Annotated in this window: 15 protein-coding genes; 8 read left to right on the forward strand and 7 right to left on the reverse strand. The window is 58.5% G+C overall.

Features of this window, described 5'->3' with window-relative positions; all coding sequences use genetic code 11:
- Positions 1 to 6 precede the first annotated feature (6 nt).
- The 7 genes from WMP96_RS06555 to WMP96_RS06585 form a co-directional block, all read right to left on the reverse strand.
- A complete protein-coding gene (locus WMP96_RS06555) occupies positions 7 to 1,653 on the reverse strand; it encodes a metallophosphoesterase family protein (RefSeq protein WP_301716399.1) in 1,647 nt (548 codons plus the stop codon).
- Between the two features lie 106 nt (positions 1,654 to 1,759).
- Positions 1,760 to 2,932 (reverse strand): alpha/beta hydrolase, encoded by a 1,173-nt coding sequence (locus tag WMP96_RS06560; RefSeq protein WP_340432486.1) that lies wholly within the window; start codon positions 2,930 to 2,932, stop codon positions 1,760 to 1,762.
- A gap of 245 nt (positions 2,933 to 3,177) precedes the next feature.
- The gene (gene ppk2, locus WMP96_RS06565; RefSeq protein ID WP_023019951.1) at positions 3,178 to 4,077 is read right to left on the reverse strand and encodes a polyphosphate kinase 2; all 900 of its coding nucleotides are present in this window, start codon (positions 4,075 to 4,077) and stop codon (positions 3,178 to 3,180) included.
- A gap of 171 nt (positions 4,078 to 4,248) precedes the next feature.
- A complete protein-coding gene (locus tag WMP96_RS06570; protein WP_023019952.1) occupies positions 4,249 to 4,383 on the reverse strand; it encodes a hypothetical protein in 135 nt (44 codons plus the stop codon).
- Positions 4,384 to 4,427: 44 nt separating this feature from the next.
- Positions 4,428 to 4,601 carry a hypothetical protein gene (locus tag WMP96_RS06575; protein WP_023019953.1) on the reverse strand — a complete coding sequence of 58 codons (174 nt, stop codon included), beginning with the start codon at positions 4,599 to 4,601 and terminating at the stop codon, positions 4,428 to 4,430.
- Positions 4,602 to 5,263: 662 nt separating this feature from the next.
- Positions 5,264 to 6,910 (reverse strand): chaperonin GroEL, encoded by a 1,647-nt coding sequence (groL, locus tag WMP96_RS06580; RefSeq protein WP_023019954.1) that lies wholly within the window; start codon positions 6,908 to 6,910, stop codon positions 5,264 to 5,266.
- 232 nt (positions 6,911 to 7,142) lie between these two features.
- Positions 7,143 to 9,113, reverse strand: coding sequence for an OPT family oligopeptide transporter (locus WMP96_RS06585; RefSeq protein ID WP_340432489.1), 1,971 nt, complete (start codon positions 9,111 to 9,113; stop codon positions 7,143 to 7,145).
- 228 nt (positions 9,114 to 9,341) lie between these two features.
- Between WMP96_RS06585 and WMP96_RS06590 the strand changes: the two genes are divergently transcribed.
- The 8 genes from WMP96_RS06590 (at position 9,342) to WMP96_RS06625 (ending at position 18,998) form a co-directional block, all read left to right on the forward strand.
- Entirely contained in the window at positions 9,342 to 10,709 is a 1,368-nt protein-coding gene (locus tag WMP96_RS06590; protein ID WP_340432492.1) for a M20/M25/M40 family metallo-hydrolase, read from the forward strand.
- 330 nt (positions 10,710 to 11,039) lie between these two features.
- Positions 11,040 to 14,021: a Na+/H+ antiporter subunit A gene (locus tag WMP96_RS06595; protein WP_301716764.1), complete on the forward strand. Its 2,982-nt coding sequence runs from the start codon at positions 11,040 to 11,042 to the stop codon at positions 14,019 to 14,021.
- Entirely contained in the window at positions 14,022 to 14,522 is a 501-nt protein-coding gene (locus WMP96_RS06600) for a Na(+)/H(+) antiporter subunit C (RefSeq protein ID WP_200288613.1), read from the forward strand. It begins immediately after the preceding gene.
- Positions 14,515 to 16,341 (forward strand): Na+/H+ antiporter subunit D, encoded by a 1,827-nt coding sequence (locus WMP96_RS06605; RefSeq protein WP_301716763.1) that lies wholly within the window; start codon positions 14,515 to 14,517, stop codon positions 16,339 to 16,341. The genes WMP96_RS06600 and WMP96_RS06605 overlap by 8 nt, the downstream gene beginning before the upstream one ends.
- Positions 16,334 to 16,861 (forward strand): Na+/H+ antiporter subunit E, encoded by a 528-nt coding sequence (locus tag WMP96_RS06610; RefSeq protein ID WP_239205427.1) that lies wholly within the window; start codon positions 16,334 to 16,336, stop codon positions 16,859 to 16,861. Before WMP96_RS06605 ends, WMP96_RS06610 begins: the two co-directional genes overlap by 8 nt.
- Entirely contained in the window at positions 16,861 to 17,136 is a 276-nt protein-coding gene (locus WMP96_RS06615; protein ID WP_086588236.1) for a monovalent cation/H+ antiporter complex subunit F, read from the forward strand. The genes WMP96_RS06610 and WMP96_RS06615 overlap by 1 nt, the downstream gene beginning before the upstream one ends.
- Positions 17,133 to 17,513: a monovalent cation/H(+) antiporter subunit G gene (locus tag WMP96_RS06620; RefSeq protein ID WP_239205425.1), complete on the forward strand. Its 381-nt coding sequence runs from the start codon at positions 17,133 to 17,135 to the stop codon at positions 17,511 to 17,513. Before WMP96_RS06615 ends, WMP96_RS06620 begins: the two co-directional genes overlap by 4 nt.
- 15 nt (positions 17,514 to 17,528) lie before the next feature.
- Positions 17,529 to 18,998 (forward strand): glycosyltransferase 87 family protein, encoded by a 1,470-nt coding sequence (locus WMP96_RS06625; protein ID WP_239205423.1) that lies wholly within the window; start codon positions 17,529 to 17,531, stop codon positions 18,996 to 18,998.
- The last annotated feature ends 10 nt before the right edge of the window (positions 18,999 to 19,008 follow it).

The following is a 19,008-nucleotide window of genomic DNA, read 5'->3' on the forward strand; positions in this document are numbered from 1 at the left end:
TGCTGCCTACCGCGCAAAATCTTGAAATTTAATCATCTCGCCGGACTTGAAGTCCCAGGCCTCCACCCGGACACGGTCAGCAAACACCTTGACCCGCAGTCCGGTGGAGGCCTCTTCCTTTTCCTTAACAATTTTTTCGTCGTTATCGCCATCCGGTAGGTACTCATTGAGAATGGCGCCGGTGTTGACCACGGGGAAGCCGGTACGGCCAGCCTCACCAGTGCCGTCATAGCGGCGGGTTCCCCACCAGTTATTCTGACGCAGCGAAGAGTGGCTGTGGCTGCTAAACCACACGATGTTGTTGTACTTATTGACCACGTTGGATAGCGCCTCGAGGTCCTCAAAGTCATTCTGGTACCACGCCGAATGAGACATCGATACCGTCTGCGGCAGCAGCGGATGGCTAAAGACCAACGCCGGAGTGCCCTTAGCATCCCAATAAGCCAGGCGCTCATCTAGCCAATCGAGCTGCTCCTTGCTGATGCGCTGGAACGGCTCCTTGCCGTGGCGCAGAATATCGGAATAAAACTCGGTATTTACCGAAATGAGCGGCACCCCATCCACCACTTCTTCCTTCCACGGTTTATCCTGGCCGGAGTATTTGAGAAAGCGATCCAGGTAAGTCTTAGAGCCTTCCTTGCCATACATTTCGTGGTTGCCGATGGTCCACAATTCCTTGCCCGAATCGTGCGGCACCTCGCTGTGCGCGGCCAAGAAATCATCCCACTGCTGCTGCGAGCCATCGTCCACGAGGTCGCCGTTGAGCACCAGCGCCTCGGCCTTGTCCTCCATACCGTTCAACTGGCGGACCGCGTCTTTGTAGTCTTGGGGGTCGCCCTGGACGTCGGAAAGCACGTCCACGGTAGCCTGCGGCGAGCCCTGAAGCTCACCGAGCGGCTTGACGACGCCCACGTTATCCACCGCCCACCACCAGTCATCATTGCCGTTGTTGTAGCTGAAGCTAACCTGCATATTCTTCGCGCCGGCTGGCACGTCCACGCCAATGGACTCGTGCTTGGAGAAGACATCCTTATCAAAGACGGCGATTTCCTGGGCTTCCCCGCCATCGAAGGAGACAGTCACCTTGGCATTTTGCCCGTCCTTGCCCTGGCGGTAATGGTGGTCGAATTCCACATTCACCCGCTCCTGCCCCGCCACCGGGATGGCCGGGCTCTTTAGACCCGCGGTCATGGAATCGCCTTCGGCCAAGCGCTGCTGCTTGTTGTCGATGATGGCGAAGGTGTCATGCGCCTGGGTGAAATAGTGGCGCATATCGGTACCAGATGCCCAGGTCCAATGGCGCATATCGCCAAAAGTCCAGCCCTTCCAGCGGGCCTCGCCCGAGTCCACGCCGTGCACGTCGGTCTTCCACCCTTCCGGCGCGCGGTGAGTAAACCATGCCGGGGTATCCACCCCGTCGAAGCTTTCCAGCCACAGCACCCGCGATTCTGTGCCTTCCCCCGGCTGCACATCGTCTCCCGCCGAGGACCCCTCGGACGAGCTCTGGGAAGACCTCCAAGAAGAGCCTAACGATGACCCCAAAGAAGAACCAAAGGAGGAACCCGGAAGCGACGACTGGGCCGCCGCAACAGGTGCGCCCACCATTCCGGTGAGCGCCAGGATAGATGAGAAAGCACAGAGTTTATTTTTCATAATTCAATTTCTATCCGTCCTGGGCAACGACACGGTTACATATACGTAAACTCTTGGCAAGCACTACATGCCTGCCAAGAGTCCTCACTTTGAGGTCCGCGTGAATTTAGGCGTGGCGGTCGAGCCAGTCCACGACGGTATCGAGAGCCTGATCGGCAGCCGGCTCATTAAAGACCCCGTGCTTCTGCCCCTCCCAGGTCACGTACTCCACGTCCTTGGAGGAGATGGAGTTATACCAATCCTGGGAGAAGTACGGCGGAACGATGCCGTCTTTGGTGCCGTGCATGATGAGCGTCGGTGCGGTGAAGAGGTCCGCATTGACGGCGTCGTAATTCGCAATTGCCGCCAGCTGCAAGGCCGTGCCGGCACTGGTCTTCTGCGCAATGAGCGGGCTAGAGGCATACTCGTCCTTCACCGCTTGGTTAGTGGAGATACCATCCGTAAATGGATTAGACAGCTGAATGTCCTTGCTCCACTCCGGCGATTGTGCGCCGATTTCGGTGCGGTGCGGAATCAGGTTCTGCGCATAGTTCGCATTAAAGCTGGTGAGTTGGGCTAGCGGCAAGCGTTCAAAGATGGTGGGATCCAGCTTCTTCTGGGTCTCAGAAATATCATCCGGCGTGATGTTCTTTCCCGCAACATTCTTGCCCGAAAGGTTCAGCGGCGCGCCGCCACCGTTAGTGATGATGCCATCGACCTTGCCCGGCTCACGAATGCCATAGGCCTCCACGGTCAGCGAGCCCATCGAGTGGCCCAGCAGGAAGGTCTTTACTCCCTGATTTTCTTCCTTCGCCATGTCCACGACACGGTCGAAATCATCGAGGATGTACTGGAAATTATCGATATGCCCCATCGGTACGCTGCCGCCGGCGGATTTGCCGTGGCCGCGGTGATCTACGCGGTAGACGTTGTAGCCTGCATCGAGCAAGCGCTTGGCGACGTAATCGTAACGCCCCGAGTGCTCAGATACACCGTGCGCCAAAACCACCGCACCGCGTGGGTTTGCCACCTTCTGCTTCCGGTAGTAAATCTTTACACCCTGACCGCGCTGGCTATCGAAGTAGCCATCCTCGTCAGAAACCTGCTTGTCAGAGACGGTCGGGCGTCCCAATACATCTGGCTTCTGGTCTGCCGTTGGGGCCGGTGCCTCTTGAGCAGCTGCGCCAACTGTAAACGTTCCAGATACCGCCACTGGTGCCGCCATGACAGCAGCCGCCGTCAAGCAAGCGGTTACATGCTTCTTCATCATCACCGTCTCCTCTTTAGTGTTGTATCTCATAGTGCTTTCCTGGATGAGATTGAGATAACAGTGATGCTAAATACGCGACGATATAAAGCACAAATAACTTCCAATTATGTAACCTACGGTTCCGTAAAATAACCGCACGGAAACGGACTTTTAGGAAGAACAAATTTTGCCAAAACTATTGCCCAAATCCACCCCCGTTACCCCCTTAATACAAAAAGCGGGAAACTCGAAGTTTCCGAGTTTCCCGCCGTCGTGATGGCTAATCCAGCTAAAGCTTAGTCACCAATCTGGTCGCGACCACGCTTAACAATATTCTCATCAACCTCGCCCACCAGCTCGTGATCCTTGTTCGTATACTCGAACTTGGACAGTACATAGCGCATAGCGTTAATGCGGGCACGCTTCTTGTCGTTGGACTTAATGGTAATCCACGGCGACTCTTCCGTATCCGTATAACGGAACTGCTCTTCCTTAGCACGGGTGTAGTCGTCCCACTTATCCAGCGAGGCCAAGTCCATCGGGGACAATTTCCACTGGCGCACTGGGTCAATCTGGCGAATAGCGAAGCGAGTGCGCTGCTCCTTACGAGTAACCGAGAACCACAGCTTGGTCAGGGAGATACCCGAGCCCAGAATCATATTCTCCAGCATCGGAACCTCGCGAAGGAATTCCGCGTGCTGACTTTCGGTACAAAAGCCCATAACCCGCTCCACCCCGGAACGGTTATACCAAGAGCGGTCAAAGAAGACGATTTCACCACCGGCCGGGAAATGCTCGATGTAACGCTGGAAGTACCACGAGGTGGACTCACGCGGCGACGGCTTTTCCAATGCCACTGTGCGGGCACCGCGCGGGTTCAGGTGTTCGTTAAAGCGCTTGATAGTGCCGCCTTTACCGGCTGCGTCGCGCCCCTCAAAGATAATAATATGACGCTGACCAGTTTCCTTGGTCCAGTTCTGCCACTTCAGCAATTCAATCTGCAGCGCACGCTTAACGGACTCGTACTCATCGCGAGTCATGCGTTCATCGTAGGGGTAATTTTCACGCCAAGTCTGAACCGGGGAACCATCCGGCATGATCAGCGAAGGGTCATCCTCATCGGTTCCGTCGACGACGTAGCCGTCTGTTTTTGCCAGGTCAATCTCGGGAAGATCGTCGTCTTTAATATCAGCCATGCATTAAGTGTAACCCGAATATAGACAGCAAGCGCGTTAAACTTTCGAAGTTATCCCTTCCCTAAGAAGTTATCCCTTCCCTAAACAGCCACCAAAACGAAAAGAAGGCCTACCGAGACGGTAGACCTTCTTGCTTCAGTGAGCTTTAAAGCTCAGAACTGGAGGATGTTCTTATACGAACATGCCGATCAGCTTGGAAGCGCCTTCAGCAATGGACAGCAGCGGAGAAAGAACCTCGTGGATAGAGTTGAACAAATTGCTGCTCAATTCTACGAAGCTGCCGAAGTTGGAGGAAAGTTCCTGCATTTTAGTGTCTCCTTATTGAAGGTTGGTTGATGGAAAGGTCTTGCTTACTTGGAGCTCAGTTCTTCCAAGCCGTTACCGAAAGTCTCGAAAGCTTCCTTCAGGGCCTCAAATCCTTCAGCGACGCCTTTCCAGTCCTGGATGCCCTGAACAATCTTGCCCCAGCCTTCCCAGGTAGTTACGAAGTTATCCAAGTGCATCTGAATGGTGGAGAGATCCATGTTTGAACTCCTAAAATAGATCCGAAGCTACTGCCGCGGAGGGGTTTGCAGTTTGCAGACACCCTCAGCGGGCGTCACAAAAGATATTTTGACACAAGTTTGAACGAAATCAAGTCAAATTTGCATAGATGCCCCATCACGCAGGCAACTTGATAGGAATAAGTTTATGGCTTTTGGAGGCATTAAAATTTTTTACCTTAACTGAAAGGCTACTAAACTGGGCTTTTACATTACGCTTTAAATAGCTAGGTTAGCTCAGGCTTAACACTGTAACGCTTCCGGAGTAACGAACGATAGGTAGGCGCAAAACCCACTCTCCGAGAGCGAAAAACCTTTTTAAATTCCGCCCCTTCAGCTACCCCTATACGGGGTCACTGGGGTGCATGGTTCGCATGTTAAAAGCTGTGGCGGAGAATCGCGAGCCATATAGCGCGGTGAATTTCCCAAAAGCTCTCCGATCTCCAGCCCCAATTGAAACCGACTATGACGAGCACATTCGGAAAGTCATCTCGTAAAGACGCAGCGTTCACATATCGCATCACTTAATGAAAATGGTGCAGACACGCCGAAGCGCCCCGTTTCATGCGCTCTAAAGCACAGAAACGGGGCGCTCAGGCTGATGCTAGGCCCGTTGTTATTGGCGGCCTATGGGGTATAGGGCGTTAGAAGCCCATGCCGCCCATGGCGTCAGCGTCCGGCATGCCGTTGTTGGCTCCGGCCGGCTCAGGCTTGTCGGCAACGACGGCCTCGGTGGTCAGGAACAGAGCTGCAATGGAAGCAGCGTTCTGCAGTGCGGAGCGGGTGACCTTGACCGGGTCATTGATGCCAGCCTCCATGAGGTTGACGTACTCACCGGTAGCAGCGTTCAGGCCCTCGCCTGCTGGCAGGGAGGAAACCTTGTCAGCAACAACGCCCGGCTCCAGACCAGCGTTGTGTGCGATCTGCTTCAGCGGTGCGGACAGGGCCTCGCGGACGATCTTGACGCCGGTAGCCTCATCGCCCTTGAGGTCATCCAGGGAATCCAGGACGGAAGCAGCCTGCAGCAGGGCTACGCCACCGCCGGCAACGATGCCTTCTTCCACGGCAGCCTTTGCGTTGCGGACTGCATCCTCGATGCGGTGCTTGCGCTCCTTGAGCTCGACCTCGGTAGCGGCGCCGACCTTAAGGACGGCAACGCCGCCGGAGAGCTTAGCCAGGCGCTCCTGGAGCTTCTCACGGTCGTAATCGGAATCGGAGCTTTCGATCTCAGCGCGAATCTGCTTGATGCGGCCGTCGATCTGCTCCTGGGAGCCAGCACCCTGAACGATGGTGGTCTCATCCTTGGTGACAACGACCTTGCGTGCCTGGCCCAGGTACTCGAGCTCGGCGGTCTCGAGGGAGAGGCCGACCTCTTCGGAGATGACCTGGCCGCCAGTGAGGATGGCCATGTCCTGCAGGGTGGCCTTGCGGCGATCGCCGAAGCCAGGAGCCTTAACGGCAACGGACTTGAAGGTGCCGCGGATCTTGTTCACCACGAGGGTGGACAGGGCCTCGCCCTCAACGTCCTCGGCGATGATCAGCAGCGGCTTGCCGGACTGCATGACCTTCTCCAACAGCGGAACGAGGTCCTTGATATTGGAGATCTTGGAAGAGACCAGCAGGATATATGGGTCCTCCAGGACTGCCTCCTGGCGCTCCATATCAGTAGCGAAGTAGCCGGAGATGTAGCCCTTGTCAAAGCGCATGCCCTCGGTTACCTCGAGGTCAACACCGAAGGTATTGGACTCTTCCACGGTGATAACGGAGTCCTTGTTTACGGAGCCGTTGCCCACGGTGTACATAGCCTCGGCGATCTTCTCGCCGATGGCCGGGTCAGCAGCGGAGATGCCAGCGGTGGTAGCAATCTGCTCCTGGGTTTCTACTTCCTTGGCGGAAGACAGCAGGGAGTCCACAACCTTCTTGGTTGCGGTCTCGATGCCGCGCTTGATGCCCATTGGGTTGGAACCTGCGGCTACGTTGCGCAGACCCTCGCGTACTAGAGCCTGTGCCAGCACGGTTGCGGTGGTGGTGCCGTCGCCTGCGACGTCGTCAGTCTTCTTGGCAACTTCCTTGACCAGCTCGGCGCCGATCTTCTCGTAAGCATCCTCGAGCTCGATTTCGCGAGCGATGGAAACACCGTCGTTGGTAATGGTCGGGGCGCCCCAGGACTTTTCCAGGACGACGTTGCGGCCCTTAGGGCCGAGGGTGACCTTGACGGCGTCGGCAAGCGTGTTTAGGCCGCGCTCAAGGCCGCGGCGGGCCTCTTCATCAAAAGCGATAATCTTTGCCATTGTGTTTGTGCTCCTTGGTTTATTGAGGACGACACTCACGTCTTTCTCGCTGCGGACGCCCGCGACGGCATGGCTGGTGAGTGTGAACCAACCTCAACCACAACGATGTAGATTTATCTAGCACTCATACTGTGCGAGTGCTAACGACCATTCTGGCACTCTCCCACCGCGACTGCAAGAAAAAATGGCGCCCCCGCGAAGGGACGCCATTATATAAGGAATGGATCAGGAACTAGGAGCTCTTCACCGTGCGCTTGGTCCAGCGGTAGATGAACGTTAGCGCGATAATGAAGAGGATCACGCCTACCACGGTGGCGGAGGCACCACCCTCAAAGATTTCCAGCGGGCTATCACCGCCAGCAGCGGCGATAATGCCGGCATTGACCACGCCGAAGAGGGACTCACCCACGATCAAGCCGGTAGCCAGGAGGGTTCCCATGCGCTTGGCAAACTCGGGGCGGGATTGCTTCGCGGCCCACTTATCGTAGAAAGTGCCCAGGATGGCGCCGATGGGGATGACGATGGTCAGCGCGGCCGGCAGGTACATACCCATGCCAGCTGCCAGCGGGGACAATGAGTACTTATCGGTGAACTTGCGCAGGAGCTCGTCAATAATAATGAGGACAGCGCCGATGGCCATGCCGATAAAGATGAGGTCCCAATCCAGCGAGCTATCGAAGATGCCGGAGGCAACCGAAGACATCAAGGCGGCCTGTGGGGCGGCCAAGGCGTCTTCGCCGGCACCCTCCATGCCTTGGAAGCCGAAGCCGTTGAGCATGACCTGCAAAATCGGCGGGATGACTAGGGAGCCGAAGACCACGCCGATAATGAGCGCTACCTGCTGCTTCCACGGGGTAGCGCCAACGAGTGCGCCGGTCTTCAGGTCCTGCAGGTTGTCATTGGAAATGGTGGCAATACCAAAGACAATGGCCGCGGTAAAGAGCGTATACGCCACCAAGGACAAAGGATCAGCGCTGGTGCCGCGGGTAACGGCGGCGATGAGCAGCGAGGCAGCAAGCACGGCAATGATACCGATGGAGGAAATTGGCGAGTTAGACGCACCAATCAGGCCGGCCATGTAGCCGCACACGGAGGCGATAATCAGGCCTACCAACAGGGTAAAGAGGACGGAGACTGTAATGAGCACGGCCATGTGGTCATGGATATCGGTACCCTGCACGAAGTCCCACAGCAGCAGCGCGATGGGCACCATAAACGCCACGATGGTGGTGGCAACATAGGGGAAGGGAATATCTCGCTCGGTCACATCCACGGCGGAACCGGACTTACGGGCGCGCGAGGAGGCTAGCGACTGGCGGATACCCAGCGCAATGGGCCCGGCAATCTTCAGCAGGGTCCAGATAGCGGCAATGGCCATGGTGCCCACGCCGATGAAGCGGATGTCATCGGAGAAGGTGGTATCGACGACGTCGGCAAGCGCGGTGGCGCCCGAAATATCACCGGTGGTGAAAATGGGCAGCAAGATGAAATAGGAAATCACTACGCCAACCAGCATGGCGATGCCCACCGGCAGGCCCACCAAGTGGCCCACGCCGATAAGGGCGGTAGAAAGGCTTGTGCCCAGGGTGGTCGCGCCGGCGCCGAATTTGAAATAGGCGGTGACCTCAGAGGCGGCCGCCTTCATTGCGGTCAGCAGCGCCATGACGGCCGAGGTAATACCGCCGGCGACGATGATGCGCAGGCCCTTGGCATTTTCTTCCTGGCTGGCGCCGGAAGCATTTTCATCGCCCACCTTGAGGACCTCGGCCGCGGCCACGCCCTCCGGGTAGGGCAGATCGGAGCCCGTTACCAAAGCGCGGCGCAACGGAATGGAATACATCACGCCCAGCACGCCGCCGATGATGCACACACCGGCCGTCTGCAGGAAGCCGAAGCCCTGCCAGTACCCCACCATCACTAGGCCCGGGAGGACGAAGATGATGGCGGACAAGGTGCCCGCAGCAGAGGCGATGGTCTGGACAATATTATTTTCTTTAATGTTATGACCTTTGAAATGGCGCAATACTGCCATGGAAATCACGGCAGCGGGAATGGAGGTAGCAAAGGTCAAGCCCACCTTCAGGCCTAGGTACACGTTGGCAGCGGTGAAGATGAGGGTAATCAGGCCGCCGATGATAATGCCGCGCAGAGTCAGCTCGGGCAGGGTGGCCTTGGAACCTGCGGCGGATGATGCGTTCGCCATGCCAGGTCCTTTCTATTCTCGGCTATGAAAGTTTCTCGTTTCACCCCGCGTAACAAACCGCAGCCTGCCACGTCCGTTCCTGTCTGTTTGGCCCCGATTCCTCGCCGGAATAGGGTCCGAACGGACAAAATCCGCACAGGGTGGAATGAATAAATTTTAGTTCACCACCCCAGCGTTTTCCTATTCCGGTTGCTCTATAGCTTGGGCAGGGCGGGTACGGTAGTACACATGACTGCACTTAATGAAAGCATCCGCAACGACCGCGAGACCATTTTCCGCCAGCTCAGCGAGCTCGTAGCCTTCAACTCCGTCCACAATGAGGAAGGCTTGGAGGACCAGACCAAGGGCGCGAGCCAGTGGGTTAAGTCCGCACTCGAAGAAGCCGGAGTGAGCGTGGAAACCATCACCACGGCCGATGGCTCCACCGCCATCTTGGGCGAGCGCAAGGGCGACGAGGGGGCCAAAACCGTCCTGCTTTACTCCCACTATGACGTAGTACCGGCGGGCAACCGCGAAGCGTGGGATTCTGATCCTTTTACCCTTGCTGAGCGCCAGGCCGCCGATGGCTCTACTCGTTGGTACGGCCGCGGCGCCGCCGATTGCAAGGGCAACGTGGCCATGCACCTAGCGGCCCTGCGCGCGGTGGACAGTAACGGCGGCACCAAGGTCAACCTGAAGTACCTCATCGAGGGTTCTGAGGAACGCGGCGGCGAGGGCCTGTCCCAGCTCATCAAGGACCGCCCGGAGCTTTTTGCGGCCGATGCCATCCTCATCGCCGATGCCGGCAACTCCGCCGTAGGCCAGCCGACCTTGACCACTTCCCTACGCGGCGGCGCGCAGATTGGTGTGCAGGTCGATACGCTGGCCGCCGGCGTTCACTCCGGCCAATTTGGTGGCGCGGCCCCGGACGCCGCCAAAGCCCTGATGCGCGCCATCGACTCCCTATCCGATGAGTACGGCCGCACCGTTATCGATGGCGTAGATACCACCGCCGAGTGGTCCGGCCAGGAATACTCGGCCGAGGCCTTCCGTGCCGATGCACAGCTGCTGGAGGGCACCAAGATCATGGGCGAAGATGACCCGGCTGGCGCCACCCCGGTGGCGAATATGGTCTGGTCCCGCCCAGCCATTACCGTGACCGGCTTTACCTCTACCCCGGTTGCAGAAGCAGTCAACGCCGTGCCCGCTACCGCTTCCGCCCAGCTCAACCTGCGCGTTCCGGCTGGCGCCGATGCCGCCGCGATTGCCGACGCCGTCTGTGCGCACCTCCGCAGCCACACCCCTTGGGGCGCCCACGTCAAGGCCGAGGTGCTCGAGTCCAATGCCGGCTTTGCCACCGATCCGGAAAAGCCAGCCGCTGCTCTGCTAGGCGAATGCCTTTCCGAGGCCTATAACGCAGAGACCGCCGCACAGGGCATGGGCGGTTCCATTCCGCTAACCACCGAGCTGCAAGAGGCGCATCCTAACGCGGAGATCGCCCTCTACGGTGTGGAGGAGCCCAAGTGCACCATTCACTCCGCCAATGAGTCGGTGGATCCCACCGAGATCGAAAATATTGCCGCAGCCGAGGCACTCTTCCTGCAGCGCTACTCCTAAGGCTTGCGCCCCTGGCCCAGCCTGGGTCCTGGCTATTGCCGCGGCACTGCGGCGTACCCCGCTCCCCACGGAGCGGGGTTTCTTTATGCCGCAAAACAGCAGCATATAATACAGCGCCAAAAATAGTTCTTTCAAAGCCGTAGAAAAGCCGGTAAAGTGGCAAAAAGTTGGCCCCGCGCTCGGCCATGTTGCTTGCACTATGCCCCCGCGGCGTACTCAGCGGCGTGCGGCTCGTGAATGTTCTCGTCTCTCAGTAGTTGTGATGCTCGTGGTGTTCGCGGCAGCGGGGCAAGAGAACGCGATACAACCAAAAGGAGCGCAGTAACCAACGTGCTAATACTCCTGGGTACTCTCATCGCCGCCACCGTGGTGGCACCGCTGCTCATCATGCGAATGGGTCGCCCGGCATTTGGAATTTTGGCCCTAGTCCCCGGCGCAGGCTTTGTGTGGACGCTCATGCACTTTCTGCGCGGCACCTTCGCAGACGGTGGCGCGGTTGAGCATACCGTGGAATGGATGCCCTCCGCGAACCTAAGTTTTGACCTCCGCTTAGACGGACTAGGCGCGCTGTTTAGCCTCATCATCTTGGGCATGGGCGCGCTGGTATTGATCTACTGCTGGGGCTATTTCGACGGCACGCGACGCCGCTTGGCCATGTTCGCGGCGCAAATGGTGGGCTTCGCCACCGCCATGTTTGGTCTAGTGGCCGCGGATAATTTCCTGCTGATGTACGTGTTCTGGGAGATTACCTCCCTGCTGTCTTATCTCTTGGTTAGCTACTATGCGGAACGAGCCTCCTCCCGCCGCGCGGCCCAGCAGGCGCTGATGGTCACCGCGCTGGGCGGGCTAACCATGCTCATGGGCATTATCTTGCTCGGGCGACAAACTGGGGCGTGGACCTTTAGTGATATCTCCGCCTATGAGAACTTTGCGCAAACACCCTATGTCACGGTGGCCATCGTGCTCATCTTGGCGGGCGCACTGACAAAGTCTGCAATCGTACCGGCGCACTTTTGGCTCCCCGGCGCGATGGCGGCGCCGACTCCGGTCTCCGCTTATCTCCACTCCGCCGCGATGGTTAAGGCCGGCATCTACCTCGTCGGGCGCTTGGCGCCCTCGATGTATGAGGTGGCAACCTGGCACGTGGTGGTTATCTCCTTAGGCGTATTTACCATGCTGCTCGGTGGCTGGATGGCGCTCAAACAGCGCGACCTGAAGCTGATTTTGGCCTATGGCACCGTCTCCCAGTTGGGTTTTATCACCTCCATCATGGCCGTAGGCTCGCGGGAAGCCATGCAGGCCGGCCTCGCGCTGACCTTTGCGCACTCGCTATTTAAGGCGGCGCTTTTTATGGTCGTCGGAGCTATCGATCACTGCTCGGGCACGAGGGATATCACCAAGCTATCCGGCTTGGGGCGCAAGGAGCCCTTCCTTTTCGGTATTGCGATCATTTCCGGGTTCTCCATGGCCGGCGTCCCACCACTGTTTGGCTTCGTGGCTAAAGAGGCCGTGCTGGAAGCCACCATGCACGAAGAGCTCTTGACCGGCATGCCGCGCAATATGATGCTTGTGGCCTATGTCCTCGGTTCTATCCTCACGATGGCCTATACGCTGCGCTTTTTGTGGGGCGCCTTTGCCACCAAGAAGGAGGTCAATGGAACGGAGCCCGCAGAGGCCGTCGCCAAGATGCATCCGGTCAACCTGGGGCTATGGCTCTCCCCTGTCTTACTTACCGTCCTGACAGTGGTACTTGGTGTATTCCCCAAGCCGCTTTCGGCAGCCTTTGACCAACACCTCAATTCCACCTTCGACCCGGAGGAGCATAGCGAGCTAGCCCTGTGGCATGGCTTGACGGTGGCGCTGGGCCTCTCCGCACTCATTATTGTGGCCGGTATTATTATGCACTGGCAACGCCAGGTCCTGGTCAAGTGGCAATTCTCCTACCCCGCACTGGGCAATGCGGATGACGCCTACGATTCGGTCATCGCTCTTTTGCGCCAGCTCTCGCTGCGCACGACGGCAACCACGCAGCGCGGCTCCCTGCAGCTGAACTTGACGGTTATCTTTGCCACGTTGATGCTGCTGCCACTGGCTATGATCATCAAAGGCGATCTCACTGATATCCGCATGATAGTGGCGGAAAATCCTTGGCAGATCGTCGCCGCCTTCATCATCATGGTGGCCGCCGTGGCTGCCACGGTCACCGATAATCGTTTATCAGCCGTCATCATCGTCGGGGTGACTGGCTATACGCTCGCCTTCATCTTCGCTCTGCACGGTGCGCCGGACCTGGCGCTGACGCAGCTGTTGACCGAGACCATCGTGATGGTTCTTTTCATGCTGGTTCTGCGCCGCATGCCGGCCTCCACCGAATGGAAGCAGGACCCCAAGATGGGCCGCCTGCGTGCCTGGCTTTCCGTGGGCACGGGTCTTACCGTCACCGTAGTAGCGATGTTTGCTATTAACGCGCGTCAGTCCAAGCCCATCTCCGAGTTCATGCCGGATCTGGCCAAAGAGATTGGACACGGTGCCAATACTGTCAACGTCTTGCTGGTGGACCTGCGCGCCTGGGATACCTTTGGCGAAATCACGGTGATTATCATTGCCGCACTGGGCGTGGTCTCGCTGGTTTATCGCACCCAATCTTTCGGCCGTGAAAGCCGCCGCCCCACCCTGCGGGTTACCGGCCGGCGGTGGCTGGCCGCCGGGGTGGAATCTGAGCAAGCACTCAACCGCTCGCTGATGATCGATGTCTCCACCCGCGTGCTCTTCCCGTCCATGGTCGCACTGTCCTTCTATTTCTTCTTCTCCGGCCACAATGCTCCTGGCGGTGGCTTTGCCGGCGGCCTCGTGGCAGCGCTAGCACTCATCCTGCGTTACCTGGCTGGTGGGCGCGCGGAGCTGGAAGAAACCCTGCCTATTGACGCCGGCCGCACCATGGGCACCGGTCTCTTGCTGTCCGCACTAGCCACGGTGACCCCGATGTTCTTTGGTCACCCGCCGCTTACCAGCGGATACACCTCACCGGAGATTCCGCTCATCGGCAAGGTTTCGCTACCTTCAGCGTTGGTCTTTGACGCAGGTGTCTACCTCATCGTCGTGGGGCTCACGCTCTACATCCTAAATTCCTTGGGCGCCAAGCTGGATGAAGAAGAGGATATGCGTAAGCAACGTGCCCGCGATCGCGCCCGCTCGCTGGCCCGGCAGCAGCGCCAACGCACCGCCAAGCAAAAAGCGCAACGGGCCCAACGCAAGGAAAAGAAACAAGCCGCTACAGCAAGCACAGCCGCCACCACAGGGAAGGAGAAATAGATGGAAGCCAACCTCTTCCTCCTCTTGGCCGCCGGTGTGCTCGTAGCCGCGGGCGTCTACCTGCTCTTGGACCGCGCCATGACCAAAATGCTGCTTGGACTGCTGCTTTTGGGCAATGGCGCAAACCTCTTCCTGCTGCAGTCCGGCGGTTCGGCCGGTTCTCCGCCTATCGATGGCCGCGACTCGGAACCTTTCGGCACCGAGATTGCAGATCCGCTGGCACAAGCAATGATTCTGACTGCCATCGTCATTTCCATGGCGCTGACGGCCTTCATCCTTACCCTGGCCTACCGCCAGTACCGCTACCGCACGGATGATGTCATTGAAGATGACGCGGAAGATACCGCTATTGCCGCCAAGGCCGCGCGCCCCGGCAATGCGGCCGCCAGCCCGGACCACGATGCGTCCAATGATCCGGCTACCGGCCGCGCCACCAAGCAAGGCGATAACTTCGGCCCTGCATCCTTCGAGGAACCAGTAAAGGGGGCCCGCGATGAGTGAGACCGTACAGCCGCTTGTCGATGCCCTCTTTCCCTACATCGGCTACCTCATTCCGCTGCCCATTATTATCCCGGCAGTGGCCGCGGCCCTCGCCTTGATCTTTTGCCGCATTCCCAATGTGCAGCGCCAGATCGTATTTTTCTCACTGCTCATTACCGCCGTGGTCAATGCCGTACTCATCCTCATCGCAGATTTTGAAGGCATCCAACCCCTGCAGGTAGGAGGCTGGGACGCCCCGGTGGGTATCACGCTCGTGGCGGATCGCCTCTCTGCGGTCATGCTCTTTACGTCCTCCGTGGTGCTGTTTTCTGTCATTTGGTACGCCATTTCTCAGGGCGTTCGCGACGGCACCAAGGACGAACCGGTGGCCGTCTTCTTGCCCACCTACATGCTGCTGACCATGGGCGTTAATATCTCCTTTTTGGCTGGCGATCTCTTCAACCTCTACGTGGGCTTCGAGGTCTTCCTCGTGGCGTCCTATGTGCTGTTGACCTTGGGGGCCTCGGCTGGTCGAGTGCGCGCCGGTGTGGGCTACGTGATGGTGTCGATGGCCTCATCCATGATCTTCTTGCTCGCGTTGGGGTATGTGTATTCCTCCGTGGGCACGATGAACATGGCACAGATTGGCCAGCGCATGCAGGACATTCCGGAAGGAACTCGCACCGCTATCTTTGCCACGTTGCTCGTCGCCTTTGGCATTAAGGCCGCCGTGGTCCCGCTGGATGCCTGGCTGCCGGACTCCTATCCCACGGCACCTTCGCTGGTTACGGCCGTCTTTGCCGGCCTGCTGACCAAGGTGGGTGTCTACGCCATCATCCGCGCCCGCACCTCCGTCTTTACTGCGGGTGGGCTCGATACCGTGCTCATTTGGGTAGCCCTCGCCACGATGCTGGTGGGTATTTTGGGCGCCATCGCGCAATCCGATATTAAGCGCCTTTTGTCTTTTACCCTGGTCAGCCACATTGGTTATATGATCTTCGGCGTCTCTTTGGGTACCGCGCAGGGGCTTTCTGGCGCCATCTTCTACGCCGTACACCACATTCTGGTCCAGACTGCGCTATTTCTGGTGGTCGGACTGGTTGAGCGCCAGGCCGGAACATCTTCGCTGCGCCGTTTGGGCTCGCTGATGTATTCCGCCCCGCTCATCGGAATCTTGTATTTCATCCCCGCCATCAACCTGGGCGGCATCCCGCCGTTCTCCGGTTTCCTGGGCAAGGTCATTTTGCTGCAAGCCGGTGCGAATGAAGGATCCTGGATGGCCTGGGTACTTATCGTTGGAGCCGTGGCTACCTCCCTGCTTACCCTCTACGTGATGATGCTGGTGTGGGCTAAGGGCTTTCAACGCGACCGCGCCGATGCCCCTGAAGGCAACGTGGCGCTCGCCCGCCCGGCCCCGCTTTCCGATATCACCGATGAGGTGGAATTTTCCTCCCGCCAGGATGTGGGCAGGGTGCCCTTTGGCATGATCGCCTCTACGACCCTGCTGGTGGCCGCGTCTACGTCCATTACTTTCCTGGCCGGACCGATTTCCGGTGTAACCTCGCGCGCGGCCGAATCCGCGCAGGATACGTCCATCTACCAGTACGCCGTGCTGGGCGACCGCGCGGATGATCCCACCCGCCACCTCAACCAGAAGGAGCGCTACACCGGCGGCGCTGATTCCTATGAAAATAGGCGCAGCCACTCTCCTGAGGCGGAGCCCCCGGCCTCGCCGGGCCTGGATTCCCGCACCGATCCAGAAGCCGGTGGACGCGATGCGCATTCCACCACCGTAAAGTCCCCGGACGCCGCCAAGAGGAAGGATATTAGCGATGACTAACTCGCGCTTTTCCGGCCTGCACCACCGCTTCCGTCCGTGGTTCATCGTCTGGCTCATCATCATGTGGTGCATGCTGATGGGCGAGGTCACCGTGGGAAACTTGGTGGCGGGACTTATCATCGGCGTCGTTATTGTCTTTGCCCTACCGCTGCCGGCCATGCCGATTACCGGCATCGACGTCTCCTGGGGCAAGCTCATTGCTTTTATGCTCCGCTGGTTCTGGGAGTTGTTCTACGCCTCGCTCAAGGTGGGATGGCTGGCCGTGCGCCCGCAGCCGGTGCCCAAGACCGCCATCTTGGAGCTGCCCATGCGCTTGGATAATGAGTTTGCCATCTCTTTGGCGGTGACGCTGTACAACCTGCAACCGGGTGGCACGGTAACCGATATTGATATTGCTAACCGCATGCTCACCGTCCACATCTTAGATGCCCACGATGAGGAGCAAATCCAGCGCGAGATCAATGCCGTGGCCCGTATGGAGGCCTCATTCATCGAAATCTTTGAAAGGAGCCACCCCTAATGGATCCTCAGATCTACAATGCGATTTTGCTGGTGGCCGCCGCGCTGCTGGTCGTCTCCTTCCTCATTACCGTCTGGCGCATTATCACCGGGCCTAATTCGCTGGACCGTTTGGTGGGTATGGATGGCTTTACCGCGATGTTCCAGTGCGCGCTTGCTACCTACATGTGCTGGTCGCTCAACACCACGGTGGTCTCAGCCATGCTGGTCATTGCACTCTTGGGCTTTATCTCTACCGTGTCGGTTACAAGGTTTAGGAAGAGGGATAACCAATGAGCTGGTCCTTTATCACTGATGTACTCTCGCTCATCCTCATTATTAGCGGCAGCCTCCTCACCTTGGCCGCAGCCATCGGCATCGCTCGATTCAAAGACACAATGTCGCGCGTACACGCGGTGAGCAAGCCGCAGACCACCGGTCTTATCCTCACCATCCTGGGCGCGATCATCCGCCTCACGGGCGCGGAATCCTTCAGCGTGGCCGAGCGGGGGGATTTAGGAATGCTCATTTTGCTGGTACTGTTTGCCATGTTCACTAGCCCGGTAACCGCGCAGCGCACCTCACGTATTGCACGCCGTGAGGGACTGTACGGCACCGAGGAAACCATGTCCCGCAACGACCGCCCCGCCGCGAAGTCGCTGCGCCGCAAGTAGGAGACGCTTTTCACCGTGAAAAAGCTTTATGGGCTTCCCACTGTGGTGACTTTGCTCGCCGCCCTCATCGGCGTCATTGTCTATCGCTTCAGCATCTACGATGGCAATAGCGCCTTTGTGTGGCGCGTTCCGCTAGATCTGAAGATTTATTGGCTCGCCGGTGGTGAGGTAGCGCAGGGCGCAAACTTGTACGATAACGCCTATATTGGTGACCTGCCTTTTACCTATCCGCCCTTTTCCGGCACTCTTTTCACGTGGCTTTCCTCGCTTGCCGACGACCCTTTGATCCTCCTTTGGCAAGGCGGCACCGCCCTTGCCCTGTTTACGGTCATCATGCTGGTTCTGCGCGAGCGCGGGCTCAAGCTCTCCCCGGCAATGTGGTTATTGGGCATCTTGCTTTTGTGCTGCACCCCGGCAAATGAACCGGTACACGGCACCCTATTCTTTGGCCAGATCAACATCTTTTTGATGTTGCTGGTTGCCTTGGACCTCCTCCCGCGCAAGCGGGCCCTGCCGGGCATCGGCATCGGTTTGGCTGCGGGTATGAAACTTACCCCCGCTTATATGGGACTGGTTCTGCTCTTCCAAAAACGCTGGTGGCAGGCGATTATCGCCATCTTGACGTTCGCGGTAACCGTTGCCATTGGCTTTGTAACCATCCCGGATGCCGCCGAATTCTGGACCGATGCCATCTTTAAATCCTCCCGCGTGGGCGAGCACACTAACCCAGGTGCGCAGTCCATCCGCTCCGTGATGGTCCGCGCATGGGGCATCGACGGCGGCTGGGTATGGCTTGCCGCCGTGGTCGTGGTCTTTATTCTGACCTGCTTGGCGCTGCGTACCGCGATGAAACACCGTAATAACTCGGCCGCGCTTGCGCTCGCCGGTATCAGTTCCTGCTTGGTCTCCCCCTTCTCCTGGTATCACCACTGGGTATGGACGGTGCCGTTGGCCGTCGTCGTACTGGTTTCCGTTAACCAGGCGCTGGGCAGGCGCTTGCACGGCTTCCTCGGCGCACAGTTCGCTGGTTTCGTATCCGTGCTGGCCATGTGTGCGGTAACCATGCCGTTCATTTCCGCCCCCGTGTGGCTATCTGCTGCGAGCCGTTCCCTCAACCACTGGGATCTGCAGCCCTGGGGCATGTTGGCCTTTACCGGCGCCGGCGTTATCTATATCGCCTTCTACGCGGTGTGGGGATTTATCCCTGGCACCCAACCGGCCAAGGAAACGACCGCCCCTGGTAGCCCCCAGCAGCCCGCTGCCGCGCAACCTGCTGCCACCACGACCGCGGCCCGTCCGGCGCATTCAGTGAACACCGAGTCTACGACCCGTGGTGGTCATTCACGGGCAGCGCGCACTATCAGCGATGAAACGGCAGAAATGCCCGCGGTGGGTCCCGAAACGCGCGCTTTCCCCGCGTCCCAGGACATCACCGATATCCCCGATACCCCGGCTTATGGGCGCCACTCGCGCTCCGAGGACTAAGCCCGAGGCG

It is taken from the genome of Corynebacterium sp. KPL4035 (assembly GCF_037908325.1).
In the GTDB taxonomy this organism is placed as follows: domain Bacteria; phylum Actinomycetota; class Actinomycetes; order Mycobacteriales; family Mycobacteriaceae; genus Corynebacterium; species Corynebacterium kefirresidentii.